The organism is Enterobacter sp. SENG-6 (assembly GCF_001605945.1).
Taxonomy (GTDB): Bacteria; Pseudomonadota; Gammaproteobacteria; order Enterobacterales; family Enterobacteriaceae; genus Enterobacter; species Enterobacter cloacae.
This window is the reverse complement of sequence record NZ_LOMM01000003.1, coordinates 50,653-73,119: the sequence shown is the minus strand read 5'-3', so window position 1 is coordinate 73,119 and position 22,467 is coordinate 50,653. Positions and strand designations below refer to the sequence as shown.

Below are 22,467 nucleotides of genomic sequence, written 5' to 3'. Positions count from 1 at the left end.
CGCATCATTCCTCCACCCGGACTTCACGAAACATTCCCATTTCCATGTGATAGAGCAAATGGCAGTGATACGCCCAGCGGCCAAGCGCATCTGCTGTCACTCTGTAACTGCGTTTTGTACCAGGGGGAACATCTATTGTGTGTTTACGAACCATGAAATTACCGTTTTCATCTTCCAGATCGCTCCACATACCATGCAGGTGAATGGGGTGAGTCATCATGGTATCGTTGATCAGCGTGATCCTGAGCCGCTCACCGTATTTCAGCAGCACCGGTGCGGCATCTGAAAACTTGATTCCGTTAAATGACCAGGCAAACTTTTCCATGTGGCCGGTTAAATGCAGTTCTATGGTACGGCCAGGTTCACGTCCGTCAGGATCCTCAAAGCGGCTTTTCAAATCCGCGTACGTGAGAACCTTTCTTCCGTTATTTCGAAGACCAATACCCGGATCATTTAACTTCGGAGAGACGCTCATCGCCTGCATATCAACCAGTGGGTTATCCGTTTCTGACGCAGGATGACTTTGCATACCCGGCATTCCGGCCATCCGGGAATGATCCATACCGGCCATGCTGCTGTGATCCATGGGCGCGGAGGATGTCCCGCTATCCGGAAGGTCAGCACCGTCCATAGACATCATCTCTCCGCTGTTATCCATGCCTCCCATCTGGCTGTGGTCCATTCCTGCCATATCATGTCCCATTCCCCCCATACCCATATCTTCCATGGTCAACAGAGGACGGGGATCGAGGGGGGGAACGGCAGCACTTAACCCCTCTCTCGTGGCCAGTGTCCCTCGAGCGTAACCGGTCCTGTCCATGGATTGTGCGAAGATGGTATAGGCCTCACCCTGAGGCTCCACAATGACATCATAGGTTTCGGCAACGGCAATCCTGAATTCGTCAACGGTAACCGGGTTTACATACTGGCCATCTGCAGCCACGACCGTCATTTTCAGCCCGGGGATACGGATATCGAAATAGGTCATTGCCGAGCCGTTGATAAACCGTAAGCGTATCTTTTCACCGGGACGGAACAGTCCGGTCCAGTTTTTCAGCGGGGCCTGCCCGTTCATGAGATAGGTGTAGGTGTAGCCACTGACATCCGCGAGGTCAGTCGGATTCATTTTCATTTCAGCCCACATTTTCCGATCGGCAATGGTGGCTGACAGCCCCCTGGTATTCACGTCGCGGAAAAAAGAGCCAACGGTTGGTTTATTGAAATTGTAGTAATCCGACTGTTTTTTTAATTTTTTCAGCAGGCTGTGAGGATTTTCATCGGTCCAGTCAGACAACATGACCACATGCTCACGATCGTAAGTAAACGGTTCTGGCTCCCCGGCATCGATGATAATGGCACCGTATACCCCCTCCTGTTCCTGCAGACCGGAATGGCTGTGGTACCAGTAAGTCCCGTTCTGCTTAACCTTAAAGGTGTAAACGTAGGTATCATCAGGCTCTATGCCCATAAAACTCAGCCCCGGAACACCATCCATATTGGCCGGAAGAATAATGCCGTGCCAGTGAATGGACGTCTGTTCATTAAGACGGTTTTTGACCTTCAGGGTAATGGTGTCACCTTCTTTCCAGCGAAGAACGGGCCCCGGCAGGCCTCCATTGATTGTTTTGGCCTGACGCTCACTGCCCGTGATATTGACGGCCGTTTCACCAATGGTCAGGTCAAACTGAGTACCCTGCAGGGATGCGGCAACTGGCAGGCTCAGACTGGAACGCGCATTGAAACTCCATACGCCAAGACTTCCGGCTACGCCAGAGAGGGTTAACCCCTTCAGGAAAGTTCGTCGAGACGTTTTCAACAGCATGCGCATTCCCTTATTTAAAGTATGGTTACTGACAGAATTCGAGAACCGATTTAAATTAAATTACTGGTTCATCCACTTACAATGAAATGAATCTAGCACACCTTAAGAAACAAATTCATTACAATCGTGTAATGTACATAGCTGTATTACATTTACGTCATCTTCCCCACAGGTTGATTATTTTTATATATGATCATAAGGACATCTTTTATGTACCTCAGAAGGTAATTACACATGAATATATTAATCACGACCACTGCGTTTACAGCTTTATTTTGTGGGGCAGCTTTTGCTCAGTCCAGTGATATTGCCCATGAAGCACATCGATTTGTTAATAATGCCTCAGCCGTCAGTCATGTGAATTCCTCGACGCATGAAAACTTACCGGACAGGGTTAATAAAAACAACACGCCCTCATTCTCTGAAATGAATGAACATGAAAGGGCCATTGTTGCTCATTCATTTATGAACAACAGCGCGTCCTATGCGCATCAGAAAATGATTGAGGAACATAAAAAAATGCTGTCCGGCAGTGATGCAAATTCAAAGACCTCGTCTTCTTCTTTTAACGAACTGAATGCCGGAGAAAAAGCCGCTCTCGTGCATGAGCAGGTCAATAATGCCGGTGCGGAAGCACATCAGACGCAGGCAAGAAAGCTTCGCGGGCTGTATTCGACCAGGTAACTGCAGGCGGGTTAGTGCTTAGCGTCAGGTGCGCAGCAGGGCTTTACTGACGGGTTACGTAGCAGGACATGAGCCCCATATTGCTCTGCCGTAACCTGTTTCAGTCCCGTTAATCATCACCGTCGGGCTGGTCATACAGTTCCCAGAGCTTCAGGAGCAAACGGGAAACAAGATATGTTACAAAAATGACGACCATCAACGGTGCTCCCGATTAACTGACAGATGACACGCCTCCTGAAAACCCCTAGCATACGCCGCAGTGTTCATGCTAACGGCGAATTCCAGTAAATGTATTCTACCGATGTCGTAAAAGAAAATGCCTACCTTTCAGCCACCCGCTCGGGGCTGGAATCGAACGAGATCGCTACTCTTCAGCGCTCCTTGCCTTCCCGGTTTAATCTGCGGCATTTGAAAAAAAATGAATCATTAAAACTCGTACTGCAAAAGAAAGCGGGAAAATCACGTGTCGTGGCCTATAAATTTACGTCCGGTTCATTTAATTACACGGCGTATCGTATATCAGATAAAAAGTTCTATAACCTTTCCGATACTTCCGGGAAAGGCAGTCTCGATTATCCGTTACCGGCCACAGCAAGACTCAGTTCGCCTTTCAATCCTGCAAGACTTAACCCGGTATCGGGAAAAGTGAGTCCCCATAATGGCATTGATTATTCCATGCCCATGAACACGAAAATAGTCAGCGTCATCGACGGAAAAATCACCCGGGCCGAACACAACAGTACCATGGGATATTTTGTTGAAGTAACGGGAAAAGCCGGTGTTAAAACTCGCTATCTCCACCTCAATAAAATACTCGTTACTAAAGGGGCCAGGGTTACACGGGGAGGTGCTATTGCGTTATCCGGTAACAGCGGACGTTCATCCGGTCCTCATCTGCATTACGAGCTGGTCATCAATAACAACCCTGTTAACTCTCTGGCGTTCCGGGCAGCGGCACCCGCTGATAACAAACTCGAACAGCATGCCTTTGCGCATGCCAGAGACTACGAACGATACCTGGACTGATAACGGGACCGCGACGCGGCCCCGTCTGCCGGATTAATTTTTTTTATCGTTTTCACTTCCGTGATGTTGATGATCTCCATGCCCTCCGTGGCCGTGGAAAAGATGCATTAGCGGGCAGACCAGCAATAACAGATATGGCCAGTAACCTGCCACATGTGACCAGTGTTCGCGCAGGAGGGCAAATGCCGCGATCGCGGCGACAGCAATAAGCGCATAGGTGGTACTTTTCATACTGGACTCCTTCTGTTCGTAACTGACCCTTCACTCAGTGTTATTTCCCGAGCCTGACACTTTTCAGACGCAACGCATTCACAATGACGCTGACGGAGGAAAGAGCCATGGCCGCCGCCGCAATAACTGGCGACAGCAGTATTCCATACACAGGATAAAGCAGACCTGCAGCCACAGGCACGCCAAGTGCGTTGTAGATAAATGCAAAAAACAGATTCTGACGGATATTTTTCATGGTGATCTCTGACAGATGACGGGCCCTGTTCAGTATCATCAAGTCGCCTTTGAGAAGGGTGACTCCGGCACTTTCAATTGCCACATCTGTACCCGTTCCCATGGCTATACCGACGTCAGCCGCTGCCAGCGCCGGGGCATCATTCACACCGTCTCCGGCCATCGCAACCACATGGCCAGACTCTTTCAGTCGGGTTATCACTGCTTTTTTGCCATCCGGCAGAATTCCGGCTTCAACCTCATCTATTCCCAGTTTCCGTGCGACTGCTTCAGCAGTAAGCTGGTTATCCCCGGTGAGCATAACGATGCGGATCCCCGCCTGACGCAAAGCTTTAAGCGCATCCGGCGTGGTTGTTTTCACGGGATCCGAGATAGCTATCAGGCCTGCAAGGTCCCCGTCTGTGGCCACATAGATAACGGTAGCGCCTTCCATCCGCAACGTATCCGCAACGGCCTTTTGATTATCAATAACTATACTGTTTTCCTGCATAGCCAGTTCATTACCAATAACAACCCGTTGACCTTCGACATCGCCTGAGACACCTTTACCCGACGGTGCATCGAAATGAGTGACTGCGGGTATTGCGATCCCCTTTTCCTGTGCTGCTTTAACTACTGCCATACCCAGCGGATGCTGCGAGCCTTTTTCCACTGCGGCTGTTACACGCAAAAGAGATGTTTCCCCACCCGGATTGAGACTGATAATCCCTGTCACCGTAGGCGAACCTTCCGTGAGCGTGCCTGTTTTGTCGACAACCAGCGTGTCCACTTTTTCAAGACGCTCAAGGGCTTCGGCATTCCTGATTAACACCCCGGCCTGGGCTCCTTTGCCCACCCCCACCATTATCGACATCGGCGTGGCCAGCCCCAGCGCGCAGGGACAGGCAATAATCAGGACCGACACAGCCGCAATGAGACCGTGCGCCATCCTGGGCTCGGGCCCCCAGACAGACCAGATCACGAAAGCAACAACCGCGATAAGTATCACCAGAGGAACAAACCAGCCTGAAACGCTGTCAGCCATTCTCTGGATGGGGGCACGCGAACGCTGTGCATCAGCGACCATCTGAACAATTCGTGAGAGCATTGTTTCATCACCGACTTTCTCTGCACGGATGATGAGACTCCCTGTCTGATTAATGGTCCCCCCGATGACAGGGTCACCCTCCGTTTTGGTAACCGGCATAGATTCCCCGGTCACCATCGATTCATCAACGGTTGTTTTGCCTTCGATCACGATACCGTCGACCGGAATACTCTCTCCAGATCTGATGCGGAGCTTATCGCCAGGCAGGACATCTTCCGCATTAATATCCGTTTCATGACCGTCATGATCCAGCCGTCTGGCGGTTTTGGGGGCAAGGTTCAGAAGCGCAGTAATGGCGCCTGAGGTTTGTTCCCGTGCCCGCAGCTCAAGAACCTGTCCCAGCAGAACAAGCACCGTAATAACTGCTGCGGCTTCAAAATAAACGGCCACCAGGCCATCCATGTTTCTGAACGATGCAGGAAACCAGGAGGGGAAGACGGTTGCAATGACGCTGTAAACCCAGGCTACGCCGGTCCCCATTGCAACAAGGGTAAACATATTCAGGGAGCGGTTACGTAACGACATTCCGGCCCGGGCGAAGAATGGCCAGCCACACCACAACACGACAGGGGAGGCCAGAAGCAGCTGCAGCCATGTGTTGTACTGTGGCGGTACTGTATTCCTCAACTCGGGAAACAGATGAGATCCCATTTCGAGTACCAGAACCGGAAACGCCAGCAACAACCCCAGCCAGAAGCGTCTTGTCATGTCGTGAAGTTCATCACTCGGCCCCGTGGATGCCGTAGCTACGAGCGGCTCCAGTGCCATTCCACAGACAGGACAGCTTCCGGGACCACTGCGGCGTATCTCCGGGTGCATCGGACATGTCCACACACCTTCAGAATTCTCTTTTTCCGCCTGGTGGTGAGGCTGTTTTATCTGATCAGGGCTGACTTCGTGATGATCGTGGTGATGGTGATGGGAATGTTCACTGGCATCTTCGGTAAGATAACGATCGGGATGGGCTTTAAATTTACTCTCACAGCTGGCGGAGCAGAAATAAAGTTGATGGTCCTGGTATCGAATGCTGCTGTGCGCCCTGTCGGGCAGGATGGCCATCCCGCACACGGGATCTCTCACCTTATGCAATACGTGGCCCTCGTCCGGGGATAATGTCTGCTCAGAAGCAGTCTGGTTGTTGTGTTGCACTGCATTGTCATTTTTCACAGTAACTCTCCTTATGCATACCGAAGCATCTTCTGTCTTCAGGGTATGTCATGGATGCGATTACCACGAATATCGCCGGCACAGGAGTGCCTGCTACCGGCGTCCCGTTATCAGCCGTTCCGCTGACTATTCGATTCGCTGGAAGACTTTTTTACTTCCATCCGGTGAGAATGCGATAACATCGTAAGCCTCTTTTCGGGCTCCCATCTCCATTCCAGGACTTCCTGCTGGCATACCGGGGGTGGCGAGACCGTATATACCTGAACCAGACTGCATTGCCTTATGTATCGTTGTCGCAGGCACATGGCCTTCAATGATCAAATTACCGGCAACCGCGGAATGACAACTTCGCAGTCCTGCAGGAATAGCATGCTTTTCTTTCAGGGCTGACAGCGCCTGATCATTCATGACGTGAGTTCGTACTTCAAACCCGTCTTTTTCCATCGCCTTGCCCCACAGGGAACAACAGCCACAGTTTTCAGATTTGTACATATCAATCACTTTTTCACTCGCCATCGCGGGCAGTGAAAGGCCGAGAGCCAGCGCCATCAGAACCACTTTTTTCATACTCACCTCTGTATATTATCGATTTAAACCCTGACGTCAGGGTGAATCAGTAAAGAAGGACACCCACAGGGGGTGCCCTTTCAGGTTCAGGACACGCTTTTTTTATGTCTGCGCAGCCAGATTAATTTGTAGGCGGCAGGAATAATGAACAGGGACAGCAGCGGAGCCGTGATCATCCCACCAATCATGGGTGCCGCGATACGGCTCATGACTTCTGAACCTGCACCGGTTCCCCAGAGTATTGGCAGCAGACCCGCAATGATCACCGCCACGGTCATGGCTTTCGGCCGGACACGCAGTACGGCACCATGATAGAGGGCTTCATCAAGGCCTTCCGGTGTGAACGTCTCTTTACGGGACAATTCCGGGTGCGCTTCAATGGCATGACGCAGATACATCAGCATGACCACGCCAAACTCTGCTGCCACCCCGGCCAGAGCGATAAACCCCGTTCCGGTTGCGACAGACATATGGAAGCCCTGCCAGTACAGGAACCATATCCCGCCAACCAGGGCGAACGGCAGGCTCATCAGGATCAGCAGGGCTTCATCAACCCGGCGGAATGCCAGATACAACAGGATGAAGATGATCATCACCGTCATCGGCACCATCAGCTTCAGTTTCTTGTTGGCATGCTCAAGCAGTTCAAACTGTCCGGAGAATGACACGCTGGTACCCGGTCTCAGTTTCACTTTCTGACTGATCGCCGTTTTAATGTCATTAACCACCGACACCATATCCCTGCCGCGCGCGTCAATGTAAATCCAGCTGGCTGGACGGGCATTTTCCGTTTTCAGCATAGTCGGCCCGGAAACGACCTTAATATCCGCAACATCGCCCAGCGTGATCTGCTGCTTCATCGGGGTCAGGATCGGCATCTGTTTCAGGGCCTGCGGGCTGTTCCGGTAATCCTGCGGATAGCGGATATTAATCGGGTACCGGGCCACGCCTTCAACCGTTTCCCCTACCGTCGCGCCGCCGATGGCTGATGAGATGAACAGCTGCACATCGCCCACCGTCATTCCGTAGCGGGAGGCTTTTTCCCGGTTGATATCCACATCAATGTAGCGCCCGCCTTCCAGTCGCTCTGCGAGAGCAGACACTACGCCGGGTACGGTTTTGGCGACCGCTTCGATACTCTGCGCCGTTGCATCGATATCGGACAGAACCGTTCCGGACACCTTGATACCTATCGGGCTTTTGATCCCGGTTGAGAGCATATCAATACGGTTACGGATTGGCGGCACCCAGAGGTTTGCCAGCCCCGGTAAACGGACGGTCCTGTCGAGTTCTTCAATAATCTTGTCAATCGTCATGCCTGGACGCCACTGATCCTCAGGTTTGAGCTGGATCGTGGTTTCAACCATTTCGAGCGGTGCGGAATCCGTGGCGGTCTCTGCTTTACCGGTCTTGCCAAATACAGAGGCCACTTCAGGAACGCTTTTGATTAACTTGTCCGTCGTCTGCAGGAGCGCTGCAGCTTCAGCCGGAGAGACACCCGGCAGGGTCGACGGCATATACAACAGGTCGCCCTCGTTAATCTTCGGCAGAAACTCACCGCCCACCTGGCTCAGCGGCCAGATAACGGTGAAAATGGACAAGGCCGCAACCAGCAGGGTTGTTTTTGGCCAGTGGAGAACCCGCAACAGCAATGGATGATACGCTTTGATCAGTACCCGGTTCAGGGGGTTACTGGTCTCTGCAGGAATTTTCCCCCGGATCCAGAATCCCATCAGAATCGGAATGACGATGATGGCCAGCGCGGCCGCGCCCGCCATGGAGTACGTTTTCGTGAATGCCAGCGGGCCAAACAGACGTCCTTCCTGACCTTCCAGGGTAAAGATAGGAATAAAGGACAGGGTGATGATCAGCAGGCTGATAAACAGTGCGGGTCCCACTTCAACGGAGGCATCGGTAATCACCTTCCAGCGGGTGGCGTTGTCAATCTGCTCACCCGGATGCTGATGATCCCACTCCTCAAGCCGCTTATGCGCATTCTCAATCATCACAATGGCGGCATCCACCATCGCACCGACGGCAATCGCTATCCCTCCCAGCGACATGATATTGGCGTTCAGTCCCTGGAAGTGCATGACGATAAAGGCGATACACAGACCAAGCGGCAGAGAGATAATCGCCACCAGGGCAGAACGTACGTGCCACAGGAACAGGGCACAGACGATGGCCACCACGATAAACTCTTCCAGAAGTTTGGAACTGAGGTTATCAATCGCCCGGTCGATGAGCTGGCTGCGATCGTAGGTGGTCACGATTTCAACGCCTTCCGGCAGGCTGGCCTTCAGCGTCTCAAGTTTATCCCTCACTGCCGTGATAACGTCGCGTGCATTTTTACCCGACCGCAGGATCACCACGCCGCCAGCGACTTCGCCCTGGCCGTTCAGCTCGGCAATACCACGCCGCATTTCAGGCCCGGTCTGCACGCGGGCAACATCCCGCAGATAAACCGGCACGCCGTTCTCGCCTGTTTTCAGGACGATGTTATTAAAATCATCAATGCTCTGAAGATAACCGCTGGCACGGACCATATACTCAGCTTCGGCCATTTCAACGGATGAGCCACCGGCCTCCTGGTTAGACGATTCAAGGGCCTGTTTCACTTCGGGCAGGCTGATACCATACTGAGACAATTTTACCGGATTGACCTGAATCTGGTACTGTTTCACCACGCCGCCAACCGAAGCGACCTCAGCCACGTTCGGGATGGTTTTCAGCTCAAATTTCAGGAACCAGTCCTGCAGAGAACGCAGTTCTGAAAGGTCGTGTTTTCCGCTGCGATCGACAAGGGCATATTCAAATATCCAGCCCACCCCCGTGGCGTCCGGACCGATTTCAGAACTCACACCGGCGGGCAGTTTTCCCTGTACCTGGTTCAGGTACTCCAGCACGCGGGAACGGGCCCAGTACAGATCGGTGCCGTCTTCAAAAATGACATACACATACGAATCACCGAACTGTGAAAAACCACGCACGGTTTTTGCGCCAGGCACGGACAGCATGGTGGTGGTAAGTGGATAGGTGACCTGGTTTTCTACAATCTGCGGGGCCTGGCCGGGATAGCTGGTTTTGATAATGACCTGCACATCTGACAGGTCAGGCAAGGCATCGACAGGCGTGTTAATAATCGTCCATGTGCCCCAGATGCTGAGAAACAGGGCCCCCATCATGACCAGGAAACGGTTGGCGACAGAGCGCCGGATAATCCATTCAATCATCGTCGTCTCCTCAGTGCCCTGAATGCATATTTACAGGCTGGTCAGACATTGCTGGCATACTGCTTTCTGTTTTTTCAGGGTGGCGCATACGTTCCAGTGCGCCCGTAATATTGGCTTCAGAGTCAATGAGGAACAGGCCACTGACCACCACGGTATCGCCTTCATTCAGGCCGGAGCCGATGCCGGACTGTTGCTGTGACTCATGCAGAACGTGGATCTGTTTCGGCACAAACTTGCCTTCATCATCAACAGTAATCACGCGCTGTTCTTTGCCGGTATCGATAACGGCCTGGCTTGGTATCAGCAGCATCTCCTGGCTTCTGGTATTCAGTTTCAGATAGGCATTCATGCCCGGCTTGAGAAACTCATCCTTATTAGAAACCTGGAGACGGACCTGAAGCGTACGGGTTGTCTGATCCACGCTGGGAAGAATATTCCATTTTTCGACATGGAATGTTTTATCCGGATAAGCCGGTACCGAAATTTCAAACTGCGACGTATCTTTCAGCAGATAGGCGATAGATTCTGGCACTGCAGCGCTGATCCAGACCGGGTCCATTCCCTGAATCTGAGCCACCACCTTATCTTTCGAAATATTCATGCCGGTGCGCAGGTCAAATGCAGTAATGACACCATCAATAGGTGCTTTAATGGTAAAACGGGTCTGAATGCTCCGGGTAGAACGCAGTCTCTGAATATCCTCTTCCGGCATACCTGCCAGGCGAAGCCGTTCCAGAACGCCTTTAATTTGCGTGGAAGTACCACCGGTGCTGGATAACAGAAGGAATTCACTCTGTGCTTCCACCCAGTCCGGAATGGTAATATCGATAAGTGGCGTCCCCTTCTTCACATGATCGCCAATCGTCATGGGGTAGACTTTTTCGACAAACCCGTCAGAACGCGCCTGCACAATAACAAACTGATACTCGTTATAGCTGACATTAGCCGGGATTGTCTGAGAATAATTCAGCATTCCTCGCGTGACTTTTTGCGTTTTTAATCCCAGATTCTGAACCTGGGTTGGGTCGATACGGATCCCGCCACTGCTTTTATCGCCACTGTCATCAGCATATTTTGGCACCAGGTCCATATCCATAAAGGGCGATTTTCCGGGTTTATCAAATTTGGTATCCGGTTTCATTGGGTCATACCAGAAAAGCACCTTTCGTTCCGGTGCCTTTTGTTCTGTTTTTTCTGTCTTTTGTGCTGAGTTTACATACTGCCAGGCAGTAACCGATATCAGCCCCCCTGCTATGAGGCTGCTGATAATTATTGCAGCATATTTTATCTTTAAAGAAGCCATACAATTTTCCGCTAAAAAATCAAAACACCTGGCATATGCGCCTGACGGTTAACTCACACATATACCTATGTGAATGTACAGGCGCACAGGATGTAATCGCTCCGGACAGCCAATCAGGACTGCGTCACGTTAATGCTTTTGAGTAAGGAGATATTGCCCTGCTGAATAAACGAGAAATCGACATGGTTGCCTGTTTTCAGGGCATTAATAGCATCGTCTGCATTAACAAAAGTAAAGCGCATGGTCATTGCAGGCCAGCCCACCGCTGGAATTGCTTCATGCGAAATGGTGATTTTCTTAGTATTCATATCAATGTCTTTAACGACACCGGTGCCCTTGATAACTTGCTGTACCGAAGCATCACTGGCAGTATTCATATCGCCATGCTGATGTGTTTCAGCATGAAGACCGGCAGAAAACATGACAGAGAAGGCACCAAATAAAACGGCTTTAAGTGAATTACGCATTTTAATTTCCTGATTAATTAAATAAATTTACTCTACCCAACCGCCACCCAGCGCGGTAAACAGATTAATTTCGTTAACCTGCCGGGAATAGGTAAGATCGAGAATGGTTTGCTGGGTAGCGAAGAGGGAACGTTCTGCATCCAGCACTTCGATGTAACTGACAGCACCACTTGCATACAATCCTCTGGCACGCTGGAGAGTTATCTGAAGTGAATCAAGATAACGCTGCTGTGACTCAAGTTGCTGGCTAAGGCTGTCGCGCAGCGCAAGCGTGTCGGAAACATCCTTAAAGGCTGACTGAATTTTTTGTTCGTAATTAACCACCGACTGTTGCTGGCGAATTTCAGCCAGCTTCAGATTGGCTTTATTCCTGCCAGCATTAAATATAGGAATTTCAATTTTAGGGATAAAATTCCACATTCCACTTCCTGACGTAAACAGGCTGGACAGCTCCGTACTGCTTGCGGAAAGACCACTGGTCAGGGTAATTGAGGGGAAAAAGGCCGCTCGCGCTGCGCCAATATTGGCATCAGCCGCTTTCAGCTGATATTCCGCTTCCATAATATCCGGTCGCTGCAGCAAAATTTGTGAAGACAGATTTGGTGGCAATTTTACTGGGGCTATCTCCCCGCCTTTCATCCCTTTTTCTGACGGAAGTGCGCGGTACGTTCCCAGCACCAGTTGCAGGGCATTGTTTGCCTGAGCCAGATCGCCTTCTCGTTTGGCTATTTCGGCGCGGGTACTTTCGATTTGTCCTCGCGCCTGTTCAAGTGCCAGAACGTTCGTACTCCCGGTCACGAGCTGCTGCTCAACGAAAGCATAGGACTGTTGATAATTTTTCAGCGTTTCCCGCGCAATACGAAGTTGTTCGTACGCCAGTTGCTGGCTGAAATAGCTTTGTGAAACGTTGGATACCAGCAGGATGTGTACGGCCCGACGGGCTTCTTCGCTGGCAAAGTAGTTCTGGCGATCAGCATCACTCATGTTCTTAAGTTTGCCGAAAAAATCGAGCTCATAGCTGAGCTCCAGTCTCGCGTCGTACTCCTGTGTGGTCGGCTTGTCACCTTTCAGACCACCGCTGTATGTTATCCCGGATGAGGCATTCAGCTGGGGATAACGATCTGCATCCGTGACGTTGAACTGGGCTCGGGCCTCTTCAACCTTCAGGGCAGCCATTCTCAAATCACGGTTATTAGTCAGAGCTTCACCGATCAACCGGGTAACCTGGGGATCGACAAAAAAGTTACGCCAGCCCGTATCCTGATAGCCATTTACCGCTGGCGTCAGGCTGTTATGGGACAGTGAAAACTGCTGGGGTACCGGTGCTGCGGGCCGCTGATATTCAGGCGCAAGCGACACGCAGCCTGCCAGGATGAATATCGTGCTAATGCTGAGTAATTTTAATTTGAACATAACGCTTCTCGTCCAGGCAGACCTGGTAAATGGTTCAAATGAAGTCCAGAGTATTGATAGGGGTACTTTACCTAACGCTCTCTGTTTGCCGGGTGACAGGATAATGACAATGTTGTCATTTTTGCTGTAATCCGTTGATAACGATCGTGGGCGCAATAGAATGACATTAGCAGCCAGCCGGGGAGCAAGATGAAAATATTGATCGTCGAAGACGAAATTAAAACAGGTGAATATCTCAGCAAAGGGCTTACAGAGGCAGGGTTCGTAGTGGATCACGCTGATAATGGTCTTACCGGATATCATCTCGCCATGACAGCCGAGTATGATTTAGTCATTCTGGATATCATGCTACCTGATGTGAACGGCTGGGATATCATCCGCATGCTGCGCACTGCCGGAAAGGGTATGCCGGTCTTACTGCTGACAGCCCTCGGCACGATCGAACATAGGGTCAAAGGACTGGAACTGGGTGCGGACGATTATCTGGTTAAACCCTTTGCGTTTGCCGAACTGCTCGCCCGGGTGAGAACCCTTCTGAGGCGGGGAAACACGATGATCACGGAAAGCCAGTTTAAGGTGGCTGACCTCTCGATTGATCTCGTATCCAGAAAAGTCAGTCGCGCCGGAAACCGCATTGTGCTCACCAGTAAAGAGTTCAGCCTGCTGGAATTCTTCATTCGCCATCAGGGAGAGGTTCTTCCCCGCTCCCTGATTGCCTCTCAGGTCTGGGACATGAATTTTGACAGCGACACTAATGCGATCGATGTCGCAGTAAAGCGACTCCGCGCTAAAATAGACAACGATTACGAGACAAAGCTGATCCAGACAGTCCGGGGCGTGGGCTACATGCTGGAGGTCCCGGATGCATAGCAAACCTTCCAGACGCCCTTTCTCACTCGCTCTGCGGCTGACCTTTTTTATCAGCCTGTCCACGATACTGGCTTTTATCGCATTCACCTGGTTTATGCTGCATTCTGTTGAAAATCATTTTGCCGAGCAGGATGTCAGCGATCTTCAACAAATCAGCACCACACTGAACCGTATACTGCAGTCCCCGGTGGATCCGGATGATAAAAAAATAAGCAAAATAAAGGAATCAATTGCCAGCTACCGCAACGTTGCCCTTTTGCTCCTCAATCCCAGGGGGGAAGTGCTCTTTAGCTCAGCTCAGGGGGCGGCACTACGCCCGGCAGTGAATTCAGCAGATTTTAGCGAGCACAGCCGCGCACGGGATGTCTTTCTCTGGACGGTGGAGGATCCTGCGGGACCGATGGATACCGGGTCCGAAATGAAGATGGAAACATACAGGATTATCGCCTCCTCTGGTCAGGCGATATTTCAGGGCAAACAGCAGAACTATGTCATGCTGACTGGCCTATCCATTAATTTCCATCTCCATTACCTCGATGCGCTGAAAAAGAACCTGATTGCGATTGCCGTCGTGATAAGCCTGTTGATTGTTCTGATCATTCGAATCGCTGTCCGTCAGGGGCACCTGCCCCTTCGTAATGTCAGCAATGCCATTAAAAACATCACCTCCGAGAATCTTGATGCGCGACTGGAACCGACACGCGTTCCCATTGAGCTGGAGCAACTGGTTATCTCGTTCAATCATATGATTGGAAAGATTGAGGATGTCTTTACCCGCCAGGCCAATTTCTCTGCCGATATCGCGCATGAGATCAGAACGCCCATCACCAATCTGGTGACGCAGACTGAAATCGCACTGAGTCAGGATCGAACACAGAGGGAACTTGAGGATGTCCTCTATTCCAGTCTTGAAGAGTATAACCGGATGACCAAAATGGTCAGCGATATGCTGTTCCTGGCACAGGCAGATAATAATCAGCTGATACCTGACAGGGTCATGTTTGACCTCAGAGCGGAAGTCATGAAAGTCTTCGAGTTTTTCGAAGCCTGGGCCGAAGAACGCAATATCACGCTCAAATTTAACGGGATGCCCTGCCTGGTTGAGGGAGATCCACAAATGTTCAGAAGGGCGATCAATAATCTGTTATCCAATGCCCTGCGTTATACCCCGGAGGGACAGGCAATCACCGTCTCAATAAGAGAGCAGGAGAGCTTTTTTGACCTTGTGATTGAAAATCCGGGGAAACCAATCCCTGAAGAGCATTTATCAAGGTTGTTTGACCGTTTTTATCGGGTGGATCCGTCCAGACAACGAAAAGGAGAAGGCAGCGGCATCGGCCTTGCGATTGTGAAGTCAATCGTGGAAGCACATCACGGAAGAGTGCAGGTGGAATCGGACGTACACTCAACGCGTTTTATCTTATCCGTGCCCAGACTGGAGAAAATGATTCCGGACACCCAGTGCTGGGAATAAAGATTTAAATGACAAAGATGTCATTAGCCTGTCATGCAGCAAACAGAAGCCATTCGATATAATTAGTGCAACTTATCAGGAAGGCTGGATTGCTTTATCAATATCCGGCGTCAGTGGACGCCAGGAAATGAATATCCAGTCCCCTCCCGGAGAAATAAACACTTCCGAACCTGTTTCAGTTATGGAACTGAAAACACCGGTTGTACTCCCCCGGACATCACTAATTAAGAAATGGAGAGTTATCATGAAAAATATCGTATTAGCATCCTTGCTGGGCTTTGGCTTAATTTCTTCGGCCTGGGCCACTGAAACCGTGAATATCCATGAGCGGGTCAACAATGCACAGGCACCTGCTCACCAGATGCAGTCTGCTGCGGCTCCTGTCGGGATCCAGGGGACTGCACCTCGTATGGCCGGTATGGACCAGCATGAACAGGCCATTATTGCTCATGAAACCATGACGAACGGGTCGGCGGATGCGCACCAGAAAATGGTGGAAAGTCATCAGAGGATGATGGGAAGTCAGACCGTTTCCCCTACCGGGCCGTCGAAGTCATTAGCGGCAATGAATGAGCATGAAAGAGCTGCAGTTGCCCATGAATTTATGAATAACGGTCAGTCTGGCCCACATCAGGCCATGGCCGAAGCGCATCGTCGCATGCTCAGTGCAGGCTGACGGCGAGGGAAGTATCTGTGCTGTCCTTATTTCCTTGATAGATTTTTCCGTAACCGGATATATGGCAACATCTTTGCCCCCTACAGGGGGCATTTTTATCAGATTCTGCTACAGTTAACGGGCATCAACGCTAAAAGGATATTTTTTATGAAAGCCAGAAACACTTTATTTGCAGTATTAATGTTATCCCTGCCAGCGATTTCAGCAGAACATTCAGAAATGAAAATGACTGATATGTCTACCTCGGCTTCGTCACAGGAATATATGGCTGGCATGAAAGACATGCATGACAAAATGATGGCTGCCGTAAATGAGTCCGATCCCGACAAGGCTTTTGCGAAAGGCATGGTAGCGCACCATGAAGGGGCAATAGCAATGGCTGAGACCGAGCTCAAATACGGAAAAGATCCGAAAATGAGAAAGCTCGCGCAGGACATCATTAAAGCTCAAAAAGGTGAAATTGAGCAGATGAATAAATGGCTTGATAGTCAAAAGTAAACATTGTAGAAATGTCACGACAAGCGTGATTTTACATCGTTCCTGGGCGCGGGAGTCGGTTAATCTTTATATAATTCAAACCCGATTAATTTCGGGTTTTTACTACTCTGTACTCCGGTCCTTTGTTGAGGACCGGAATATATGCACCTGAGATGCTTATTTAATACATTATCTCGTCATGGATACAATGTCGCTCAGGATCTCAACCAGCTCGCTTCTCTCCTGCGTTCCGTCATGATAGGTTGATCTTGAGATGATTCTTTCTGATGTCATCTGAGGCCAGAATTTATCTAGTACATTATCGGGTTTCATTCCCACAGCCCGGCCGATTATTTTTTTAGCGTCACAGGTGTCCGTAAACGTGACGGCTACACCAGTAATTTCCTCGATAAGATCCGGGCACAGATAGTTTTCTATCTCACGTTTGCGCGTAGCGAAAAATACCTTACCGGCCTCCTCTACTTCTTTTTTACGCTTCTGGATGGACAGAACCTGTGCAGGGTCTCCCCCAATATCGGAGTCCAGAAATACGCACCAGGGAAGCCCCAGATCTTTGGCCAGATTCAATGTAACCCAGTGTTTGACGCTACCACACCCTCCTATGAGGACTGGCACTATTTTCACGTCCTCCAGAGAGGCTGGCAGCGCACCTGACTGTTTTAATGAACTGGCCGCATGCCTCAGGAAAGTAACATCCGACTTTCCCTCTACCAGAACAATCCCCTGCGCCCTTTCCATACCGGTCTCTGGCAGCACCCCCAGGCTTTCAGTGGCTTCCTTCAGCACTGCGTCATCCGGCATTTTTACTACGGGTTCACCCGCCTCATTTCGGGTAACATAACGTACGCCTTCGACAGGGATTAATCCGGCCAGCGCCGGGACATGGGTGGTGACGATAATCTGACGGTGCGGCTGGCCTGCCAGTGCCAGTAACGCTTTCATCAGCATCATCTGATAGTTCGGATGCTGTGACGTTTCAGGCTCCTCTATGGCATAAATCACATTTCTGGGCGTCCCCGCGACATTCTTTTCAGCCTCAGCCCGAAAAAAATTCAACAGGATAAGCCTCCTTATCCCGCTGCCGCGCTTATTGATGGGGATGCCATTTTCCCCGTCCAGGGTGAAATTGAAGGTCCACTTGGGTTTCTCCTTAAATCGTGGAGTCAGTTCACTGGCGAGTTCGGGGGCCATTTCACGTAATTTATCCAGCGTTCTCTGTGCGACATCCAGGACGCTGTCCTGAATCTCATTTTCCAGCGCTGTAATTTTGTCCTGCAGCGCAGCCTGAGCGTCTTTTACGGCCTGCTGTAAGGGGTTTTTAGCTTCGGAATCCCCGTCGCTGCTTTCCCTGTCGGCTTTGAAAATCGCATACGTGGGCAGCAAATCGAGGATCTTACCCCATAATGATTTTGTGTCGGTTCCGAACTCTTTATCGACATCCAGCATAATTTCCGAACAGGTATAGGGGGCTGCGGCTTCCCTGATGGCCTGACGCCATAACGATGCAGTGCGTTTATCCGCCACATTTTTTTCAACTTCTTTTCCCACCGCCTTGAGCTCAGAAATTTTCATGCCCAGTAAATTTCTCAGGGGCTCCTCATCCGGGTGGATGCAGCGGATGCAGGTCTGCTCCGGTTTTCCTGAGGTCGTTGCTTTAAACGTTTTGACGATTTCAAAATTGCCGTCCTCATTCAGCAGATGTTCTGAGGCGAGCGTGGTCTGCACCCTGTCGTCGATCATGATAAAATCGGGCAGGTCATCAAATTCACAGGCTATTTCAAAACGGCCGACCCCTTCTCTTAGGCTGAAACAGTTCATGTCATTCTTGTCAGCCTTCATTCCTTCTGTTTCAAAAAAAATAGCCAGCGCTTCCAGAAGCGTTGATTTCCCAAAGTCATTACGACCGACAATACCCGTCATGCTTTCATCAATAATGATTTCAGTAGAGTTTCTGTAGCCTCTGAAGTTTTTCAGTTTTAATTTTCTGAGCCGCATATGAAGTCCTGTGTGTAAGAAAGCGTTTTGCTGCAACCTGAATACAAAATATATTTTCAAATGCCTGCCAACAAGCAGGGATAACCGTTATTCAGAATATCTTAACGACATTTCGGGATTATGATCTGGTCGCGCTTTCAGAACTTTACTGCCCCTCAAAACACCGGAAACTAACTTGTGGTTGGTTACATGGCAAAGTTAAAACTCCAGAATCACGGGTAATGATTTCAATGCTTATTATATTTTTTGGAATTGACTCATGAGCTTTATAATTTAAATGATAATAATAACCATTCTTTTATGCGTAATATTTGCTACTGACACTGATGAATTTAAAAGAAGATAGATTTTCATTTACGGATTATTTCCTAAATTCATCGATAATGTGATCGACATAAAATTTTCACTGAAGAATGAAGAGATAATTTAAGGCCGAGCGAAATAGCTCAAAATGGTGTATTTAACATAACAGAAGAAATGAAAGGCTCTATCGCAACCTGATACTTCAGGCCGCTAAGGGGTTAATCTTGTTGAAGAAAAATTAGACCGGGAAGCGCCAGGCGTCACCATTTCTCCCGCCTGGCTGGAAGTGAAGAATAATTGTGCATAGCTCCGTATTCGGGCTTTGCATCTGACAATGGTTCCCTGGATGAAAGTACGATCTCCACTCCAAGGACGCTGAACACCCTAAACAAACGCTCAAAACCCGCACTTGCAGGGTTGGCCTCTAGTCGGGCATAAGTTTGCTGTGTTATACCCAAACGTTCAGAAACATCTTTTTGCGTCAGTCCATTGGCTTTGCGAAAGCCGATTAAAACAGGACGTAACTGATTCAAAGTCTTCAAAGCGTATTGAGTGTTCATAAGTGACCTTCCGTATCGACGAGTTAACAAGCATAACGCAGGGATTTACAGCATATAGGCTGTAATGCTCATTAACAGACTATAGGCTGTAATACGAATCCTGCCAAGATGCGGCATCTTTCAAATACAAGGCCGTATTGGGTAAGCAGTACACCGTTATATAGCACCCCTTGCCCCTTTGCTGGAGAGGGACCCACGTGATCGCAGGTCTTTTAGACGTTGTTGCTAACCGGCATCATACACAGGTGGTAACCCCCAGGGAAACTCTATGAGTGATAATTTATTCCTGCCCCAGTCAAAATATAAAACCTTATCTAACTAGCTTTCTTAGTATTTTATAAATGAAGTGAAATTAGCGAAGAAGTTTTACATAGTAAAGTGAGCAAAAATATTTACCATTCAACTGGCAAAATTTACAATCTGCAGCCCTTAGCCTGAGAAAATGCACATTAACAGAATAATCATCAAGTCCGATAGAGGCATAACTTACGTCCTCAAAAATATCAGAAATAAATGAGTTGAAATTACAAAAATTAACTTCACTTAACATCTTGAACACCGCAGAAATATATCTATCATGCATTATCTTGACTTCGATAACCTTAGATAAACTTGAATGCGACTTACATTTGAAGAGATCAAAGAGAAAGTAAATCAGCATATTTTTATTGTCCGAAATCCATTTTAAAATTTTATTACGTGCACATGGTAATATATACACTGGATTTTTGAAAGGGTTTGAAACGTCAACCACAAGGGAACAATAACCATGAGGATTTATTCCACTTATAATTAAGTCACTAAGTCCTTTCACTGCATTCAAATAGTTATCAAAACAAACCTCATATAAACTGGTACTATGAACTGCACATTTAGATTCAAACAACCATCTATGACGCAGATAACCAATGCCTTTAGAGTGTATATCTTCAACAATACATTTGTGACAGTAACGAATGTTTGAGATGTTTACCAATGGATATGAATTAGTTATGTGAAAATTTTTCCGACAGGCATCTTCAACAGCGTTAAAATACCCGTAAACACCAGAAGATAACGACACTATATTGGAAGTTAGTATATAACCATTTCTAGTGGCAAGAATGTCATATATATCCTGCAAGCTATGCAATTTGTACATATCAATCAGTTCGAAACGAGGAAAGGCATCGTACCTTAGTGCGCCATGCTTTGATATTATGTTCCTGCAATTGGATAAGTTATACATTATCTGTGAACGCAGAAGAAAACTGTGCCACAATTCATTTTCGTAAACCATATAACTCCCTCTTATTTAATTAGTTCCATTTTTCTGAGAAGTATCATTGTCATTGGTAGTTTATCTCTGTATTTCAAAAGCCAGCCATGCCCTCCCAGTAAAGCATCTAGACTTGTAAGTGACATCGAGTACTGCCCCTGAGATAAAACATCATTTATTAATGATGATGAGATAATATCTCTCTCGCTCCAGTCTACTCTTTTATTTTTATAGCATCGTATTGTTTTAGGAAGACAGGAATTAAGCCAGTCACATTCATGTTTATTTAGCCAATAGAAACTTGCATAACAACTTTCTTTGACTAACTTTCGTGTTATAGAAACGGATTGATTATGTATAAATCTTAATATTTTCTGCTTATGACGCCGTCTTAAAGAATCTTTTTTACATTTTTTACGCCATGAGCATAAACCGTAACAAGATGAAATTACAGAGGATACAGCTCCTTCCGATAATGAGTTTTTCTCAGCTATGGATGCCAGACTAAACCCCCTTACAGCCATAGACTTGATAAGCAATTCAGTGAATATATTAATTTTTGTGTTTCGCTTAAACGCCCTCAGGTATTTTTTATAAATAAGTGTTTTAATGTAACATCTGCTGCGACTAAATTCCTTCCCAAGGTTGCTAACACTAGTATTATTTTCAACTATATGAAAACTGTATTTCTTATGACTTTTAAAGATTTCTTTCTTTTTATTAGTACGACTTCCTGCATACGTTGGCCAGCAAGTATTTAACAAACAATAACAAAGCAAAAGATGCTTTGTGGGATGCTGACAACATTTGTCTTTGAGTATAGGCTCCCAGTAATGATAATCAGTTAGGGATGTTGGTATAAGTCCCGATGAACCCTCCCCAAATAACTGGCACTTAGCATAAACATGTGCGTAGAATACATTTTTCTTTAAATTTCCATCCAATGATAATAAATTCAACTTTTTAAGTACATCCATGTAATTGGGGTGTGTAATATCTTTTCTTCTGATTATATTTAGGGACTCATAACAAAACTTAGCAAAATCGAAGTCTATCTCATTGCTAAGTTGTTCTGTATACGAAACAGGAGGCATCAGTCCAATACGTATGTGCGGTGAAGAAGGGACATGGATGCTTTCAAGCGCTACCGGATGCCGATGGCAGGTTGTAACCCCATGAAGCTGATGCGCCAGATGCCAATAAGTAACACCATAATGAAAAGTATCTTCACGAGCGCAAACCGGGCAAAACTTCAATAGTGTGCGCTGCCCTAGTGAAAAATTACTAAGGCGGCACAATCGATTAAGCCTGGCAGGGGTCGTGTTGAAATCCATAATTTCATTACGACTGATTGGTAGTGCCCAGGCAAAAAGAGGGAGTAAAGTCTGTTCATGCCAGAGCTGATCTGCACTTTCGGATGTATGAAGAGAAATAGCCTTTAATCCTGAATTGAGAATTGGATGGACGTTCATATCAGGTTTGTTGAAAATGATCGTTAACAGAGAAGATGGGGACATACCGTACACGGTAGTTGTCCGACAAAACCGGCTGAACAAGGATTCATCAGGCAAAACAGGCAACATTCTCATTTCCCACACC

The 22,467-nt window shown here is 48.4% G+C and carries 18 protein-coding genes; 6 read left to right on the top strand and 12 right to left on the bottom strand.

Annotated elements, in window-relative coordinates:
• Positions 1-4: 4 nt before the first annotated feature.
• On the bottom strand, positions 5-1,822 hold the full coding sequence (gene pcoA / locus AX755_RS01895; RefSeq protein ID WP_000925240.1) for a multicopper oxidase PcoA: 1,818 nt from the start codon (positions 1,820-1,822) through the stop codon (positions 5-7).
• Positions 1,823-2,056: 234 nt separating this feature from the next.
• Here pcoA and AX755_RS01890 point away from each other — a divergent pair, with 234 nt between their 5' ends.
• Positions 2,057-2,506, top strand: coding sequence for a copper resistance protein (locus AX755_RS01890; RefSeq protein ID WP_001023257.1), 450 nt, complete (start codon positions 2,057-2,059; stop codon positions 2,504-2,506).
• Between the two features lie 288 nt (positions 2,507-2,794).
• Positions 2,795-3,532 (top strand): peptidoglycan DD-metalloendopeptidase family protein, encoded by a 738-nt coding sequence (locus AX755_RS01885; protein WP_023314989.1) that lies wholly within the window; start codon positions 2,795-2,797, stop codon positions 3,530-3,532.
• A 33-nt stretch (positions 3,533-3,565) separates the two neighbouring features.
• On the opposite strand, the gene AX755_RS01880 is transcribed toward AX755_RS01885, so the two are convergent.
• From AX755_RS01880 to silC, 7 genes are all read right to left on the bottom strand, one after another.
• Positions 3,566-3,763 carry a DUF2933 domain-containing protein gene (locus tag AX755_RS01880; RefSeq protein ID WP_000843494.1) on the bottom strand — a complete coding sequence of 66 codons (198 nt, stop codon included), beginning with the start codon at positions 3,761-3,763 and terminating at the stop codon, positions 3,566-3,568.
• A gap of 40 nt (positions 3,764-3,803) precedes the next feature.
• Positions 3,804-6,251 (bottom strand): Ag(+)-translocating P-type ATPase SilP, encoded by a 2,448-nt coding sequence (gene silP, locus AX755_RS01875; protein ID WP_023314990.1) that lies wholly within the window; start codon positions 6,249-6,251, stop codon positions 3,804-3,806.
• A 126-nt stretch (positions 6,252-6,377) separates the two neighbouring features.
• A complete protein-coding gene (locus tag AX755_RS01870; protein ID WP_000758225.1) occupies positions 6,378-6,818 on the bottom strand; it encodes a DUF411 domain-containing protein in 441 nt (146 codons plus the stop codon).
• Positions 6,819-6,904: 86 nt separating this feature from the next.
• Positions 6,905-10,051, bottom strand: coding sequence for a Cu(+)/Ag(+) efflux RND transporter permease subunit SilA (silA, locus tag AX755_RS01865; RefSeq protein ID WP_000574029.1), 3,147 nt, complete (start codon positions 10,049-10,051; stop codon positions 6,905-6,907).
• Positions 10,052-10,061: 10 nt separating this feature from the next.
• Positions 10,062-11,354, bottom strand: a complete 1,293-nt coding sequence (silB, locus tag AX755_RS01860) for a Cu(+)/Ag(+) efflux RND transporter periplasmic adaptor subunit SilB (protein WP_000157620.1) — start codon at positions 11,352-11,354, stop codon at positions 10,062-10,064.
• A gap of 113 nt (positions 11,355-11,467) precedes the next feature.
• A complete protein-coding gene (gene cusF / locus AX755_RS01855) occupies positions 11,468-11,821 on the bottom strand; it encodes a cation efflux system protein CusF (protein ID WP_001246155.1) in 354 nt (117 codons plus the stop codon).
• A gap of 27 nt (positions 11,822-11,848) precedes the next feature.
• A complete protein-coding gene (silC, locus tag AX755_RS01850; protein WP_000475506.1) occupies positions 11,849-13,234 on the bottom strand; it encodes a Cu(+)/Ag(+) efflux RND transporter outer membrane channel SilC in 1,386 nt (461 codons plus the stop codon).
• A 189-nt stretch (positions 13,235-13,423) separates the two neighbouring features.
• Here silC and silR point away from each other — a divergent pair, with 189 nt between their 5' ends.
• From silR to copM, 4 genes are all read left to right on the top strand, one after another.
• Complete coding sequence (silR, locus tag AX755_RS01840) at positions 13,424-14,104, top strand: copper/silver response regulator transcription factor SilR (RefSeq protein ID WP_000697968.1); 681 nt, start codon at positions 13,424-13,426, stop codon at positions 14,102-14,104.
• Positions 14,097-15,578 (top strand): copper/silver sensor histidine kinase SilS, encoded by a 1,482-nt coding sequence (gene silS, locus AX755_RS01835; protein WP_000555736.1) that lies wholly within the window; start codon positions 14,097-14,099, stop codon positions 15,576-15,578. The genes silR and silS overlap by 8 nt, the downstream gene beginning before the upstream one ends.
• Positions 15,579-15,822: 244 nt before the next feature.
• Positions 15,823-16,254: a silver-binding protein SilE gene (gene silE, locus AX755_RS01830; RefSeq protein ID WP_000790485.1), complete on the top strand. Its 432-nt coding sequence runs from the start codon at positions 15,823-15,825 to the stop codon at positions 16,252-16,254.
• 147 nt (positions 16,255-16,401) lie between these two features.
• Positions 16,402-16,752, top strand: coding sequence for a CopM family metallochaperone (gene copM / locus AX755_RS01825; protein WP_000647571.1), 351 nt, complete (start codon positions 16,402-16,404; stop codon positions 16,750-16,752).
• Positions 16,753-16,920: 168 nt separating this feature from the next.
• Here copM and AX755_RS01820 read toward each other — a convergent pair whose 3' ends face one another.
• The 4 genes from AX755_RS01820 to AX755_RS01800 all read right to left on the bottom strand — a co-directional run bounded on the left by AX755_RS01820 (position 16,921) and on the right by AX755_RS01800 (position 22,457).
• A complete protein-coding gene (locus AX755_RS01820; RefSeq protein ID WP_062856191.1) occupies positions 16,921-18,747 on the bottom strand; it encodes an AAA family ATPase in 1,827 nt (608 codons plus the stop codon).
• A gap of 563 nt (positions 18,748-19,310) precedes the next feature.
• Positions 19,311-19,610, bottom strand: coding sequence for a helix-turn-helix domain-containing protein (locus AX755_RS01810; protein WP_001097216.1), 300 nt, complete (start codon positions 19,608-19,610; stop codon positions 19,311-19,313).
• A gap of 352 nt (positions 19,611-19,962) precedes the next feature.
• A complete protein-coding gene (locus tag AX755_RS01805; RefSeq protein ID WP_062856190.1) occupies positions 19,963-20,889 on the bottom strand; it encodes a hypothetical protein in 927 nt (308 codons plus the stop codon).
• A gap of 11 nt (positions 20,890-20,900) precedes the next feature.
• Positions 20,901-22,457: a TnsD family Tn7-like transposition protein gene (locus AX755_RS01800; protein ID WP_001324699.1), complete on the bottom strand. Its 1,557-nt coding sequence runs from the start codon at positions 22,455-22,457 to the stop codon at positions 20,901-20,903.
• Positions 22,458-22,467: the final 10 nt, after the last annotated feature.